This is a genomic window from Bacillus sp. JFL15, from assembly GCF_001184225.1.
Lineage (GTDB): Bacteria > Bacillota > Bacilli > Bacillales > Bacillaceae > Bacillus > Bacillus siamensis.
Window position 1 is genome coordinate 3,034,553 of sequence record NZ_KQ236689.1, and the last position, 15,714, is coordinate 3,050,266.

General features: G+C 46.1%; 11 protein-coding genes. All 11 read left to right on the top strand.

Features of this window, described 5'->3' with window-relative positions; all coding sequences use genetic code 11:
* Window positions 1–6: 6 nt before the first annotated feature.
* The 11 genes from pbpB (at window position 7) to ftsZ (ending at window position 15,544) form a co-directional block, all read left to right on the top strand.
* Window positions 7–2,136 (top strand): penicillin-binding protein 2B, encoded by a 2,130-nt coding sequence (gene pbpB, locus AD710_RS15310; protein WP_049628426.1) that lies wholly within the window; start codon window positions 7–9, stop codon window positions 2,134–2,136.
* A 112-nt stretch (window positions 2,137–2,248) separates the two neighbouring features.
* Window positions 2,249–4,168 carry a stage V sporulation protein D gene (locus AD710_RS15315; RefSeq protein WP_016936210.1) on the top strand — a complete coding sequence of 640 codons (1,920 nt, stop codon included), beginning with the start codon at window positions 2,249–2,251 and terminating at the stop codon, window positions 4,166–4,168.
* Between the two features lie 195 nt (window positions 4,169–4,363).
* On the top strand, window positions 4,364–5,836 hold the full coding sequence (locus AD710_RS15320) for a UDP-N-acetylmuramoyl-L-alanyl-D-glutamate--2,6-diaminopimelate ligase (protein WP_049628427.1): 1,473 nt from the start codon (window positions 4,364–4,366) through the stop codon (window positions 5,834–5,836).
* Window positions 5,837–5,943: 107 nt separating this feature from the next.
* Complete coding sequence (gene mraY, locus AD710_RS15325) at window positions 5,944–6,918, top strand: phospho-N-acetylmuramoyl-pentapeptide-transferase (protein WP_007409707.1); 975 nt, start codon at window positions 5,944–5,946, stop codon at window positions 6,916–6,918.
* Window positions 6,919–8,274, top strand: a complete 1,356-nt coding sequence (gene murD / locus AD710_RS15330) for a UDP-N-acetylmuramoyl-L-alanine--D-glutamate ligase (protein WP_049628428.1) — start codon at window positions 6,919–6,921, stop codon at window positions 8,272–8,274. It abuts the gene before it with no gap.
* 58 nt (window positions 8,275–8,332) lie between these two features.
* Entirely contained in the window at window positions 8,333–9,433 is a 1,101-nt protein-coding gene (gene spoVE, locus AD710_RS15335) for a stage V sporulation protein E (RefSeq protein WP_003154430.1), read from the top strand.
* A gap of 116 nt (window positions 9,434–9,549) precedes the next feature.
* On the top strand, window positions 9,550–10,641 hold the full coding sequence (gene murG / locus AD710_RS15340) for an undecaprenyldiphospho-muramoylpentapeptide beta-N-acetylglucosaminyltransferase (protein ID WP_016936207.1): 1,092 nt from the start codon (window positions 9,550–9,552) through the stop codon (window positions 10,639–10,641).
* Between the two features lie 25 nt (window positions 10,642–10,666).
* A complete protein-coding gene (murB, locus tag AD710_RS15345; RefSeq protein WP_049628429.1) occupies window positions 10,667–11,578 on the top strand; it encodes a UDP-N-acetylmuramate dehydrogenase in 912 nt (303 codons plus the stop codon).
* Window positions 11,579–11,707: 129 nt separating this feature from the next.
* Window positions 11,708–12,499 carry a cell division protein FtsQ/DivIB gene (locus AD710_RS15350; protein WP_047475117.1) on the top strand — a complete coding sequence of 264 codons (792 nt, stop codon included), beginning with the start codon at window positions 11,708–11,710 and terminating at the stop codon, window positions 12,497–12,499.
* A 547-nt stretch (window positions 12,500–13,046) separates the two neighbouring features.
* A complete protein-coding gene (gene ftsA / locus AD710_RS15355) occupies window positions 13,047–14,360 on the top strand; it encodes a cell division protein FtsA (protein WP_003154425.1) in 1,314 nt (437 codons plus the stop codon).
* Between the two features lie 35 nt (window positions 14,361–14,395).
* Entirely contained in the window at window positions 14,396–15,544 is a 1,149-nt protein-coding gene (gene ftsZ, locus AD710_RS15360; protein WP_013352177.1) for a cell division protein FtsZ, read from the top strand.
* The last annotated feature ends 170 nt before the right edge of the window (window positions 15,545–15,714 follow it).

Sequence of the window (15,714 nt, forward strand, 5' to 3'; positions counted from 1 at the left end):
TAACCCATGCCTAAAAAAAATAAGTTTATGAACAGAGGAGCAGCGATACTGAGTATTTGTTTCGCTCTCTTTTTCTTTGTCATTCTCGGGAGAATGGCGTACATTCAATTAACCGGTAAAGCTAACGGGGTGGAACTTGCAACAAAAGCGACCGAGCAGCACGAAAAAAAGCGGACGATAGAAGCGAGCCGCGGCTCCATTCTTGACCGGAACGGCAAAGTGCTCGCTGAGGACACGGCGACTTATAAGCTCATTGCCGTGCTTGATAAAAAGATGAAGCCTCAGTATGTCAAGGATAAAGAGAAAACAGCGGAAAAGCTTGCGAGTGTTATTAAACTTGACAAAAGCGAGATTCTTGACATTTTAAACAGGAATGGCGCGAAGCAGGTGGAATTCGGTTCAGCCGGCCGCGATATCTCTTATGCGAAAAAGCAAAAGATCGAAAAAATGAAGCTTCCAGGTATTTCTTTCTTAAGAGATACGAAGCGCTACTATCCGAACGGTGTGTTTTTATCAAATGTTCTCGGCTATGCCGATGTAAATGAAAAAACAAACCAGATACAAGGATCTTTAGGGCTGGAAAAAATACTGAACAGCTATCTGACGGAACGCGACGGATCCGTCACGTATGAAAGTGATAAATCCGGCTGGAAACTTCCGAACAGCAAAGAAAAAATCACCGCACCTAAAAACGGTGACAATGTATATTTAACCATTGATCAGAAAATTCAAACCTTTTTAGAAGACAGCATGACGAAAGTGGCGGAAAAATACAAACCGAAAAAAATCATGGCGGCTGTCGTAGAACCGAAAACAGGCAAAGTGCTTGCGATGGGTCAGCGTCCGAGTTTTGACCCGAATCTCAGAAACGTCACCAATTATTACAACGACTTAGTGTCGTACGCGTATGAACCGGGATCGACGATGAAGATCTTTACGCTTGCCGCAGCGATTCAGGAAAACGCGTTCTCTGCAAACGAGAAATATAAATCAGGAACATATAAAGTAGGCGGAAAACCAGTTAAAGATTGGAACGACGGAGCCGGCTGGGGCATGACAAGCTTCCATGACGGCCTCATGAGGTCGTCAAATGTTGCTTTCGCCAAGCTGGCAAATGAAAAACTCGGGTTTGACAGGTTTAATGAGTATCTGCACAAATTCGGGCTCTATCAAAAAACAGGGATTGATCTGCCCGGTGAAGTATCAAGTAAAATTAACTTCAAATATGATTTTGACAAAGCGTCTACGGCTTACGGCCAAGCATCGGCGATAACGCCGATTCAGCAGCTTCAGGCAGTCACCGCGATTGCCAATAACGGCAAAATGATGAAGCCTTACGTCATTGACCATATCGTCGACCCTGATACGAAAAAAGTCGTCAAGCAGACAAAGCCCGAACAAGCAGGCACGCCGATTTCGGCTGATACGGCCAAACAAGTCCGGGACCTGCTCGGAGAAGTCGTGACATCAGACATCGGAACGGGAAAACCTTATAAAATTGAAGGTTTTGATGTTGCGGGGAAAACGGGAACCGCGCAAATCGCGGGGACGGGCGGATATTTAAAAGGAACGAGCAACTATGTGTTTTCATTCATGGGCATGGCGCCGAAAAATGATCCTAAGCTCGTCATCTATGTAGCCGTGCAGCAGCCGCAATTAAAAGCGGGCCAAAGCAGTTCCGATCCTGTCGCGGAAATCTTTAACCCGACGATGAAAAACAGTTTGCATTATTTGAACATCGAGCCGACGGAAAAGTCAGATTCCGGCCAGGAAGAAACGAAAAGCCAAAAGATGCCTGACCTGACAGACAAGACGGTTACGAATGCTGAGAAGGAAGCGAAAAATGAACATCTCACACCGATTGTCATCGGCAGTGATGTTGCCGTAAAAGAGCAGTATCCGAAAGCCGGGGAAGATGTGATTACCAATCAGAAAATCTTCTTAAAAACAGACGGAAAGATGACGATGCCGGATATGTCCGGATGGTCGAGACGGGAAGTGCTTCAATTCAGCAAGGTATCAGGCATTCACATTGATGTGAGCGGCGAAGGTTACGCTGCCAGCCAAAGTGTCAAAAAAGGCAAAGAACTGAAGGGAAATACCGTGATCAAGGTGAAATTTAAAAATCCTGATTAACGGGACAGAGAAGTCCGCGGATGCCCGCGGGCTTCTTTTTTATGCGCGCCGTTCTATGTGTCCAAGCTGAGGCATAAAATGAAACAAGCCTAAATAAGGAGTGGACGGTCCCTTGCGCGTTTCAAATGTAACGGTTCGAAAACGTTTATTACTGGTTTTGCTTTTTGGCGTGATCATTTTTTTGATCATTGACAGCAGATTAGGCTATGTCCAATTTGTAATGGGGGAAAAGCTGACTTCGCTGGCTAAGGATTCCTGGAGCCGGAATTTGCCGTTTGAGCCTGAGCGGGGAGAGATCCTTGACCGGAACGGCGTGAAGCTGGCTACTAATAAAAGCGCGCCGACCGTCTTTGTCGTACCGCGCCAGATTCAAAATCCCATAAAAACGGGCAAGCTTCTCGCGTCAGTTTTAAATATGTCGGAAGAGAAGGTCTACAAACACATTACAAAGAAAACATCCATAGAAAAAATCTCACCCGAGGGCCGGAAAATTTCAAATAAAAAAGCGAAAGAAATCAAAGCGCTCGATTTAAAAGGGGTTTATGTAGCTGAAGACAGCATCCGTCATTATCCGTACGGAAGTTTTTTATCCCATGTTCTCGGTTTTGCCGGTATTGATAACCAGGGCCTTCTCGGACTGGAGGCTTATTATGATGATGACTTGAAAGGTGTAAAGGGCTCCGTGAAATTTTATACGGATGCCAAGGGGAAGAAAATGCCTGATGAAGCGGATGATTACACCCCTCCGAAAGACGGACTTGATATGAAATTGACGATTGACGCTAAGGTTCAGACGATTATAGAACGAGAGCTCGACAATGCAGCGGCGAAATACAACCCGGACGGAATGATTGCGGTCGCAATGAATCCGAAAAACGGGGAAGTGCTGGGAATGTCAAGCCGCCCTGATTTTGATCCGGCTGACTATCAATCAGTGGATCCGTCCGTTTACAACCGGAATCTGCCGGTATGGAGCACGTATGAACCGGGTTCGACCTTTAAGATTATTACGCTTGCGGCGGCGCTCCAAGAGCAAAAAGTAAACTTGCAAAGAGATCATTTTTATGACAAAGGATTTGCCGAGGTGGACGGCGCCCGCCTCAGATGCTGGAAAAAGGGCGGTCACGGTTCGCAGTCTTACCTTGAAGTCGTTCAAAATTCCTGCAACCCTGGGTTTGTACAGCTTGGGGAACGGCTCGGAAAACAAAAACTGTTTCAATATATTAAGGACTTCGGATTTGGAAAGAAAACAGGCATCGATCTGCAGGGGGAAGGAACGGGGATCTTATTTCCGCTTGACAGAGTCGGCCCGGTCGAACAGGCGACAACCGCTTTCGGACAAGGGGTTTCCGTCACGCCGATTCAGCAGGTGGCAGCCGTATCCGCAGCAATAAACGGCGGAACGCTTTATACTCCGTTTATCGCCAAAGAGTGGGTTGATCCCGTTACGAAAAAAACCGTTAAGAAACAATCGCCGATTGCGAAAAGACAAGTTATTTCCCAGGAAACGTCAAAGCAGATCAGATACGCTTTAGAAAGCGTCGTCGCGCAAGGAACGGGGCGGAATGCCTTTGTAGAAGGATATCGCGTCGGCGGAAAAACAGGAACGGCGCAAAAGGTCAAAGACGGCAAATATCTCGAAAACAACCATATCGTCTCCTTTATCGGTTTTGCGCCGGCTGATGACCCGAGCCTTGTCGTATATGTCGCGGTTGATAATCCGAAAGGCACGATTCAATTCGGGGGAACCGTCGCCGCGCCGATTGTCGGAAATATTATGAGAGACAGTCTGCCGGAGCTCGGCGTTAAACCGCGAAAAAATCAAATCGAGAAAAAATATCAATGGAACGACACAAAAACAATAGAGGTTCCGAATGTTGTAGGGATGTCTGTCTCTGATCTTGAGTCGCTGCTTGTCAATTTGAATATAGACTCCTCAGGAAAAGGAAGCAAAATTGTGAAGCAATCACCTGCAGCCGGAACGAAAGTAAAAGAAGGCTCGAAGATCCGTGTTTACTTGAGTGAAGAATGAGTCTTTTTGAGGCAGCCGATTGTTTTCGGCTGCCTTTTATCATAAAGAGAAAAAAAGAAGATAACTTTTAAGATTAACTGGATGTATCCTTTTATTTACGCTAAAATATGAACTGTATGTTTAAAAGCCATTCTGACTTTTATAAACAATTATCATGATAAAAGAATGAATAGAATTTCTGAGAGGTTTGATACAATGAAACTTACAAAGCTGCTTACATATTTAATGGCCGAACCTGTTCAAAATGACTTTCATGACCCTGATATAACTTCAATTGAGATGGACTCCAGGGAAGTGAGAAAAGGGAGTCTTTTTGTGTGTATAAAAGGGTATACGGTGGACGGACATGATTTCGCCCAAAAAGCGGCAGAAAACGGCGCAGCGGCCATCGTCGCCGAGAAAGAGCTTGACGTCGATATTCCTGTCATTATCGTCCGCCGGTCACAGCGGGCGCTCAGCGTTCTTTCTGACGCGTTTTACGGGCAGCCGACAAAGAAACTTCAGCTTATCGGCATCACCGGCACAAACGGCAAGACATCAACGACGCATATGGTGGATGAGATTTTCAAAAAAGCGGGAAGACAGACCGGTTTAATCGGAACGATGTACATTAAAATCGGTGATGAGACATTCCCGGTCAAAAATACAACACCCGAAAGTGTCACACTGCAAAAAACGTTCAAGAAAATGAATGACGAGCATGTTGATACAGCTATTATGGAAGTATCTTCTCACGCTCTGTCACTCGGCAGGGTTCACGGCTGCGATTATGATATCGCCGTGTTCACGAATCTGACGCAGGACCATTTAGACTATCACAAGACGATGGAAGACTACAGACAGGCTAAAAGCCTCCTGTTTTCGCAGCTGGGCGGCTCTTTCAACCATGAAAAGCCGAAGCGGGCCGTTTTAAACGCAGATGACAAAGCCAGCGCTTATTTTGAAAGAGTAACGGCGGCGCACATCCTTACATACGGAATCGAAAACGATGCCGATGTCATGGCGAAACAAATTGAGATCTCTGCGCAAGGCACAAGCTTTGAACTCGTTACGCCAAAAGGAACAAAGCAGATCACGGTTTCACTCGTCGGCCGGTTCAACGTGTATAACGTACTGGCTGCAGCGGCGACAGCGATCGCAGCAGGTCTCCCGTTCGATACGATCACAAGCGCTCTTGAAGAGCTGAAAGGTGTCAGAGGCCGGTTTGAGCTGGTGAATCACAATCAGCCGTTTCCTGTTGTCGTCGATTACGCGCACACGCCTGACAGTCTGGAAAACGTCCTGAATACATGCAAAGACATGACAGAAGGCAAGCTTTTCGTCGTCGTCGGCTGCGGCGGTGACCGGGACAAAACAAAACGCCCGAAAATGGCGGAAATTGCGGTGCGGATCGCCGACGAACCGATCTTTACCTCAGATAACCCGAGAAGCGAGGACCCGCTGGCCATATTAAGAGATATGGAAAGAGGAGTAGAAGGAACTTACTATCACAGTATCGCCAACCGCGAGCAGGCCATCTTTTTTGCCATTGCCAACGCGAAAAAGGGTGATGTGGTCCTGATTGCCGGAAAAGGGCATGAAACCTATCAGCAGATCGGCAATGAAACATTCGACTTTGATGACGCCGAAGTAGCGGGAAGAGCTATCGTTGAGCTGAATAAAAAGTAAAACAGGAAAGAGTGTTAGAATGAGGGAAATGAAAAGAATTACGGGGAAACAATGTGAATATGATAAATACGTATGTCGTTTGAACGAAACGGGAGGAGAAAAGAGCAATGCTTGAGCAAGTGATTTTATTTACAATAATAATGGGATTTTTAATCAGTGTTCTGATATCTCCGATTCTTATCCCGTTTTTAAGACGTTTAAAATTCGGCCAGAGTATCAGGGAAGAAGGGCCGAAATCACATATGAAAAAATCAGGGACGCCGACGATGGGCGGGGTCATGATTATCGTATCCATCGCCATTACGGCGATTGTCATGACGCAGAAATTTTCGCATTTGAGCGCGGAAATGTTTCTTCTGCTGTTTGTCACGATCGGATACGGCCTGCTCGGCTTTTTGGATGATTATATTAAAGTGGTGATGAAACGGAATCTCGGATTAACGTCGAAGCAGAAATTGATCGGCCAGATCATTATTGCCATTGTATTCTACGGAGTATATCATTACTGCCATTTTTCAACCGGCATCAGGGTGCCGGGAACACATCTGTCAATCGATCTCGGCTGGGGATACTTTATCCTCGTTCTCTTTATGCTTGTCGGAGGTTCAAACGCCGTCAACCTGACAGACGGTCTGGACGGTCTCTTGTCCGGTACCGCTGCTATCGCATTCGGCGCTTTCGCCATCCTTGCGTGGAACCAGTCACAATATGACGTTGCGATTTTCTCGGTTGCCGTTGTCGGCGCCGTTCTCGGTTTTCTTGTATTCAACGCCCATCCCGCCAAAGTATTTATGGGGGATACCGGTTCGCTTGCGCTCGGAGGAGCGATCGTGACCGTTGCCATTCTGACGAAGCTTGAAATTCTGCTCGTCATCATCGGCGGAGTTTTTGTTATTGAGACCTTATCTGTTATCTTACAAGTCATCAGCTTTAAAACGACAGGAAAACGAATCTTTAAAATGAGTCCGCTTCACCACCATTACGAATTGGTCGGGTGGTCTGAATGGAGAGTTGTCGTCACATTCTGGACTGCGGGACTGCTGCTTGCCGTTTTAGGAATTTACATCGAGGTGTGGTTATAAGTGGAAAACGAACTTTTTTTGCAAAAACAAAACTTTCTGGTCCTCGGACTGGCAAAAAGCGGATATGCGGCTGCGTCGATTCTTCATGAAAAAGGCATTAACGTCGTCGTAAATGATCAAAAAGTCTTTGAAGAAAACGAACCTGCCCAAAGGCTTTCAGAAAGAGGAATTGAGGTTATCTGCGGTGAACATCCGACATCACTTTTTGATCAGCATGATATAACCATTCTGATCAAAAATCCCGGAATCCCGTATGAAAATATCATGGTGGAGGAAGCGCAAAGAAGAGGCATCCCGGTCTGGACGGAAATCGAGCTTGCGTATTATATCACCAATGCAAAATTCATCGGCATTACAGGCTCGAACGGGAAAACAACAACGACGACCCTGGTTTACGAAATGCTGAAGGCTGACTCGATAAAGGCGCTGATCGCGGGGAATATCGGCACTGTCGCCAGTGAAGTGGCTTATCATGCTGACGGTGATGAATGGATCGTCACGGAGCTTTCTTCGTTTCAGCTGATGGGGACTCATGCGTTCAGACCTGAAATCGGCCTGATTTTAAATGTATTTGACGCTCATTTGGATTATCACCACAGCCGTGAAAATTACGAAAAAGCCAAGCAGAAGGTGTATCTGCATCAGCTTGAGAGCGATACGGCCATCGTGAACCAAAACGATGAAACAGTCGTGCGGCTTGCCGAAGGCGGCAAAGCCGGCACCGTTCCGTTTTCAGTTCATCAGGAACTGTCCAGCGGCGCATTCATTAAAGACGGAATGCTGATGTTCGGCGATGAAGCGATTCTGCCTGTTGATGACATCGTACTGCCGGGCGCGCACAATTTAGAAAATATTCTAGCCGCTGTAGCCGCGGCAAAAACGGCGGGCGCATCCAATAAAGCGATTCAGAAGGTGCTGACAAGCTTTACCGGTGTTAAACACCGTCTGCAGTATGTGACTGCGATTCAAAATCGTAAATTTTATAATGACAGCAAAGCGACGAATATTTTAGCCACAAGCAAAGCGCTTTCTGCGTTCAAAGCTCCGGTTATACTGCTTGCAGGCGGACTTGACCGCGGCAACGGCTTTGACGATCTGAAACCGTATATGGACAATGTCAAAGCGGTCCTTACGTTCGGCCAGACGGCGCCGAAGATAGAAAAACTGGGCAATGAGCTGGGAATACAACATGTCAAACGTGTCGATAATGTTGAACAAGCAGTATCTGCGGCGTTTGCGCTCTCAAATGAAGGAGACGTCATCCTCTTGTCACCTGCGTGTGCAAGCTGGGATCAGTTCAAAACATTTGAAGAACGCGGTGACATGTTTATAGATGCCGTGCATATGCTTAAGTAAGGGCTTGTCTCTGTTCATCGGCAGCCCTAAATGACTTATGCTTGGGGTGTCGATTGCTTTGACTACTAAAAAAACAGCGCCTGATTTGTTATTAGTTATTATTACGTTATTGCTTTTAACAATAGGATTAATTATGGTTTACAGTGCAAGTGCGGTTTGGGCGGATTATAAATTTGACGACTCGTTTTTCTTTGCGAAACGGCAGCTGCTGTTTGCGGGAATCGGCGTCATTGCCATGTTTTTCATTATGAATGTGGATTATTGGACATGGCGCACATGGTCGAAGCTGCTTCTGATCATTTGTTTTTTCCTGCTTGTGCTTGTACTGATTCCGGGAGTCGGAATGGTGCGGAACGGTTCAAGAAGCTGGATCGGAGTGGGCGCGTTCAGCATTCAGCCTTCGGAGTTTATGAAACTCGCGATGATTGCGTTTCTGGCTAAATTTCTTTCTGAAAAACAGAAGAACATTACGTCATTCAGACGCGGATTCGTTCCCGCGCTCGGAATCGTGTTTTCTGCATTTATTATTATCATGTGCCAGCCCGACCTTGGAACGGGGACGGTGATGGTGGGCACGTGCATCGTGATGATATTTGTTTCCGGTGCGCGAATCGCTCATTTCGCGTTTCTGGGACTCATCGGTTTAAGCGGATTTGCGGCGCTTGTTCTGTCCGCTCCTTATCGGATTAAACGGATCACCTCCTACTTAAACCCGTGGGAGGACCCGCTTGGAAGCGGATTTCAGATCATTCAGTCGCTCTATGCCGTAGGTCCGGGCGGTCTGTTCGGAATGGGGCTCGGCCAAAGCCGGCAAAAGTTTTTTTACCTGCCGGAGCCGCAAACCGATTTCATTTTTGCTATATTATCTGAGGAACTCGGCTTTATCGGCGGCTCGCTCATATTGCTGCTGTTCAGTATTTTATTATGGCGGGGCGTCAGGATTGCGCTCGGCGCTCCGGATTTATACGGAAGCTTTGTCGCCATCGGCATTATTTCTATGATTGCTATTCAAGTCATGATTAATATCGGCGTTGTGACGGGGCTGATCCCGGTAACAGGAATTACGCTGCCGTTTTTAAGCTACGGAGGGTCATCATTGACGCTGATGCTTGCAGCGGTCGGCGTGCTTTTAAATGTCAGCCGGTACTCGAGGTATTGATCTGTATCTTGCCTCATCACTCATGATATATTCATCATTTATAAAAAAACAGACAACATCAATAACCCTGTCCTAAAAAACAGGGTTATCGCTATGTGATTAAGGGGGACATACGAATGCGTATTGCAGTAAGCGGGGGCGGAACCGGAGGACATATTTATCCGGCTTTGGCCTTTATTAAAGAAGTTCAGCGCCGGCACCCGGACGTGGAATTTTTATATATCGGAACAGAGAACGGTCTTGAGAAAAAAATTGTTGAAAGGGAAAATATCCCGTTTCGTGCCATTGAAATTACAGGTTTCAAACGAAAACTTTCTTTTGAAAATGTAAAAACCGTCATGCGTTTCTTAAAAGGCGTGAAGAAAAGCAAATCGTATTTAAAAGAATTTAAACCAGATGCCGTTATCGGCACAGGCGGCTATGTATGCGGTCCAGTTGTATACGCGGCGGCAAAAATGGGAATTCCGACGATCATTCATGAGCAAAACAGCCTTCCGGGCATCACGAATAAGTTTCTCTCGAAATATGTTAATAAGGTGGCGATTTGCTTTGAAGAGGCAAAATCGCATTTTCCTGCTGAAAAAGTTGTTTTTACGGGAAACCCGAGAGCCTCTGAAGTCGTCTCAATTAAGACAGGCCGCTCGTTAACTGAATTCGGGCTGAAAGAAGATCAAAAAACGGTGCTCATTTTCGGCGGAAGCAGAGGTGCGGCTCCTATTAACCGTGCCGTTATTGATATGCAGGAAGAATTGAAAACGAGACCTTACCAAGTGCTTTATATTACCGGGGAAGTGCATTATGAGAAGGTAACGGCTGAGCTGAAAGGCGGAAAAGCCGCTGATAATATGGTGACAAAACCGTTTTTGCACCAAATGCCGGAGTACTTAAAATCAATTGATGTCATTGTGGCCAGAGCCGGGGCGACAACGATTGCGGAAATCACCGCACTCGGCATTCCGAGTGTGCTCATTCCGAGCCCGTACGTGACAGCCAATCACCAGGAAGTCAATGCGAAGGCGCTCAGCCAGCATGACGCTGCAATCGTACTGAAAGAAACCGAGCTCAGCGGAGAAAAACTGATCGCTGCGCTGGACAAAATCGTAATGAATGACGAAACGTTAAAAGACATGAGTGAGCGGACAAAATCACTCGGTGTTCCCGATGCGGCAGCCAGACTGTACAGTATCATGGAAGACATTAAAAAATAGAGCAAATGGAATGCGGAGGTTTACGATGGAGAACGTAATTCAGGAATTAAGAGACCGCGAAGTCGGCAAAGTGCTGGAACAAGAACCGCTCGCGAATCATACAACGATGAAAATCGGCGGTCCGGCGGACATTTTAATCATCCCCAACCGTGTGGAAGCGGTCAAAGATATTATGGATATTGTGAAGAAACATGACTTGCCATGGACGGTTATCGGCCGCGGTTCAAATCTGCTCGTGCTTGATGAAGGCATAAGAGGAGTTGTTATTAAGCTGGGAGCGGGTCTCGATCATTTGGAGATTAACGGCGATCAGGTGACAGTCGGAGGCGGTTATTCAGTCGTCCGTCTTGCGACTTCGATGAGTAAAAAAGGAATGTCCGGACTCGAATTTGCAGCAGGCATTCCAGGATCAATCGGCGGAGCCGTCTATATGAATGCGGGGGCGCATGGATCTGATATGAGTGAGATTCTTGTGAAAGCCCGTATCTTATTTGAAGACGGCACGATCGAATGGCTGACGAACGAAGAGATGGACTTCAGCTACAGAACGTCTGTATTGCAGAAAAAACGTCCCGGCGTGTGTCTTGAGGCAGTTCTAAAGCTTGAGCAAAAGGAACGGGAAGCCATCACGGCGCAAATGCAGCAAAACAAAGATTACAGAAAAAATACTCAGCCGTACTCAAGCCCCTGCGCCGGAAGCATATTCAGAAATCCGCTGCCGGATCATGCCGGAAACCTCGTTGAAAAAGCGGGATTAAAAGGATATCAGATCGGCGGAGCGAAAGTGTCCGAAATGCACGGGAATTTTATCGTCAATGCCGGCGGGGCGACTGCTAAGGACGTCCTTGACCTGATTGAGTATGTGAAAAAGACCATCCGTGAGCAGTATGATGTTGACATGCATACAGAAGTTGAAATCATCGGCGGGAATCGCTAAAAGGTTCTCTGATTTCCGTGAGCTCATGTGATATACTTTTAACAAATGTCAAACGGCATCACAGCATGCCGTTTGTTTTTCAATCAGACGAATGTCAAGCTGTTTCATTCTTAGCGAGGTGGACAGGCAGTGAACCCGAATCATGAAAGAGAAAAAATCGTAAATATTGAAGAACGGATTCCGAAAATCAAAGAGCAGCGGAAACAAAAAGCAAACCGCCGGCTGATTTCATTCATTGTGCTCTTTTTTATGATGGTTTTAATCATCGTGTATTTGCAGATGCCGATCAGCAAAGTCTCTTCTGTCACCGTTTCCGGAAACGAAAACGTGCCTGTAAAAGAGATCAGCGCGCTTTCTGATATACATAACGGACAGACCGAGTTCTGGAGTCTGAACAAGAAAAAAACAGAAGAAAAGATTGAGCAGAATAAGCTGGTGAAAAAGGCGGAGCTTTCAAAAGCATTTCCTAACAAAGTCAGAATTCACATTGAAGAATATAAGACTATCGCGTATCTGCAGCGGAATGATGTGTATTATGAAGTGCTGGAGAACGGCACCGTGCTGCCGAATGAAGTCACGCCCGATGACGCGGGTCCGATTTTGGTAGACTGGACAAACGCGAAAAAGCGGGTCAAAATGGCAGATCAGCTTGATAAGCTTTCAGGTTCGTTAAAGCAGTCGATTTCTGAAATCTACTACACGCCGGTAAAAATGGATCAGGACCGGATTAAGCTGTATATGAACGACGGATATGTGGTGACCGCTTCGATTAAAACGTTTGCCGCCCGGATGAAGACCTATCCTTCTATCGTTTCTCAGCTGGACGGCGGAAAAAAGGGAATTATCCACTTAGAAGTCGCTACATATTTTGAAGAATTTAAAAAAGGTAAATCCGGCAAGAAAAAAGAAACTGATCAATAGTTCTAAAGAACTAATTTTAAGGTGATTCAAAAGGGACTGTTACAATCAGCATGGCAGCCGATATAACCGATAGCGGAATAGTTATGACTATGTTTGTTTTTTGCCGGGGATCCGGCTGCCGGACAAGCGGAAAATTCTTAATGCAATGGGCGTGTCTTCTTCAGTGATCATTGCATTTGGAATTTTCCTCCTGTTTCTTCTTTTTTCGGATGTTTCTGGCAATATCTATCGCTTTTCTGAAGGTTCATCTTAGTGTAGACTAATGGAAAGCGGGTATATTTGCATCTGGATTGCACAGGATGACCCCTTGACAAGAAATCTTACGGTAAGGTGGGCCATCTCTAAAAAAAATAAAAAAAATGCGATATAAAAGAGGATATACATAGAATATAACGAATAGTTTCATTAAACATAAATTGTGAGAAATCAGATGAAAATTTGTTGATGCTGTTGTTTTTGTTACACACTTGTAAAGCCACATCCATTGTATTGTTGTTCCGCAAATAATAGAATAGAATTTGATCGAAATGTGAGGAGGTGCCATAGAATGAACAACAATGAACTTTACGTCAGTCTTGACATCGGTACGTCCAATACAAAAGTGATCGTCGGAGAAATGACAGATGATTCCCTTAACATTATCGGAGTGGGAAATGTACCGTCTGAAGGGTTGAAAAAAGGCTCAATCGTTGATATAGATGAAACCGTTCATTCTATAAGAAAAGCGTTTGACCAAGCTGAAAGAATGGTAGGTTTTCCGCTGAAAAAAGCCATTGTCGGCGTTAATGGAAATTATATTCATATTCAAGATACGAACGGCGTTGTCGCTGTTTCCAGTGAAAACAAAGAAATTCACGTTGAAGACGTCCGCAGGGTAATGGAAGCGGCACAGGTCGTGTCAGTTCCGCACGAGCAGCTGATCGTTGACGTTGTTCCGAAACAGTTTATCGTTGACGGAAGAGACGAAATTACCGATCCGAAAAAAATGCTCGGCGTGCGCCTGGAAGTAGAAGGCACGCTGATTACCGGCTCCAAAACGATCTTACATAATTTACTTCGCTGTGTGGAAAGAGCGGGCGTTGAAATTACTGATATCTGCCTGCAGCCGCTTGCGGCCGGTTCAGCGGCTTTGTCAAAAGACGAAAAAAACCTCGGAGTCGCCATGATTGATATCGGCGGCGGCTCGACGACGGTGGCGGTATTTGAACAGGGGCACCTGAAGGAGACAGCCGTCATTCCGCTCGGAGGCGAAAACATCACGAAAGATGTATCGATCGGATTGCGCACTTCCACCGAAGAGGCTGAAAGAGTAAAAAAACAATTCGGACATGCATTCTACGATGAGGCTTCAGAAGATGAAGTATTTGAAGTCACCGTCATAGGAACGAATCAAAAGCAATCTTTTACACAGCAGGAAATTGCCAATATTATTGAAGCAAGAGTGGAAGAGATTCTTGAGATTGCCGCAGCCGAAATTGAGCATATGGGAATTACAGATCTGCCCGGCGGCTTTGTGCTGACCGGCGGACAGGCCGCAATGCCCGGCGTGCTTTCATTGGCACAGGAAGTGCTGAGGCACAATGTTAGGGTCGCAAGCCCGAATTATATCGGTGTAAGAGACCCTCAATATATGACGGGTGTCGGCTTGATACAATTTGCCTGCCGAAATGCCAGAATTCAGGGAAGAAAAATAGGCTTTCATATGCCGGAAGAAGCCGTGCAGGAAATCGCGGTCTCTCACGAAGAAGAACATCATCAGCGGCCTGAGGCGCAGCAGCGTCCAAAAGCAAAACAAAAAACACAAGCCGAACACAACAAACCGAGCAAAATGAAAAAACTATTAAGCATGTTTTGGGAATAGATTGATAGTCATTCGGCAGATTAGGAGGATTTAGCATGTTGGATTTCGAAACAAACATAGACGGCTTAGCATCAATTAAAGTAATCGGAGTAGGAGGCGGCGGTAATAACGCGGTCAACCGAATGATTGAAAACGAAGTACAGGGTGTAGAGTACATCGCGGTAAATACGGACGCGCAAGCTCTTAACCTGTCAAAAGCAGAAGTGAAAATGCAGATCGGAGAAAAGCTGACCCGCGGTCTCGGAGCGGGAGCAAATCCGGAAGTCGGCAAAAAAGCCGCTGAAGAAAGTAAAGAACAAATCGAAGAAGCGTTAAAAGGCGCTGACATGGTGTTCGTTACAGCCGGAATGGGAGGCGGTACCGGAACGGGAGCCGCACCGGTTATTGCGCAAATCGCAAAAGACTTAGGCGCTTTGACTGTCGGAGTCGTAACAAGACCGTTTACATTCGAAGGACGAAAACGCCAGCTGCAGGCTGCAGGCGGTATCACGGCGATGAAAGAAGCCGTTGACACGCTGATCGTTATTCCGAATGACCGGATTTTAGAAATTGTCGATAAAAACACACCGATGCTTGAAGCATTCCGTGAAGCTGATAACGTGCTTCGCCAAGGGGTGCAAGGTATCTCAGACCTTATCGCGACGCCCGGTTTAATCAACTTGGATTTTGCCGATGTAAAAACCATCATGTCCAACAAAGGTTCAGCATTGATGGGTATCGGGATCGCTACAGGCGAAAGCCGTGCTGCCGAAGCCGCTAAAAAGGCCATCTCCAGCCCGCTTCTTGAAGCGGCAATTGACGGAGCGCAAGGTGTTTTAATGAACATTACGGGAGGTACAAATCTGAGCCTCTACGAAGTGCAGGAAGCAGCCGATATCGTCGCTTCTGCGTCTGATCCTGATGTGAATATGATTTTCGGTTCAGTTATCAATGAAAATCTGAAAGATGAAATCGTCGTTACCGTCATCGCGACCGGTTTTATCGAACAGGAGAAAGACGATTCAAAACCGCAGCGCCCGACTTTAAACCAAGGCTTGAAGTCTCAAAGCCAGCCTGCTGCGAAACGTGAGCCGAAACGAGAAGAAACACAGCATCAAAACACGGTAAACCGCCATACTTCACAGCCGGCGGATGATGCCCTTGATATTCCTACATTTTTAAGAAACCGCAACAAACGCGGCTGATGCAAAAAGGACAAAACCACATGGTTTTGTCCTTTTTCTTTTTTCGCTCAGTCTTCCTGCCTATCCTCATGATCTATACAATGAAAATAGAAACTTTATACCTATGACCAATTGATTGTTTTCTAGTTTCGTCCGGATTTCTGACAGAATGTGACAATATCTGAATGGAA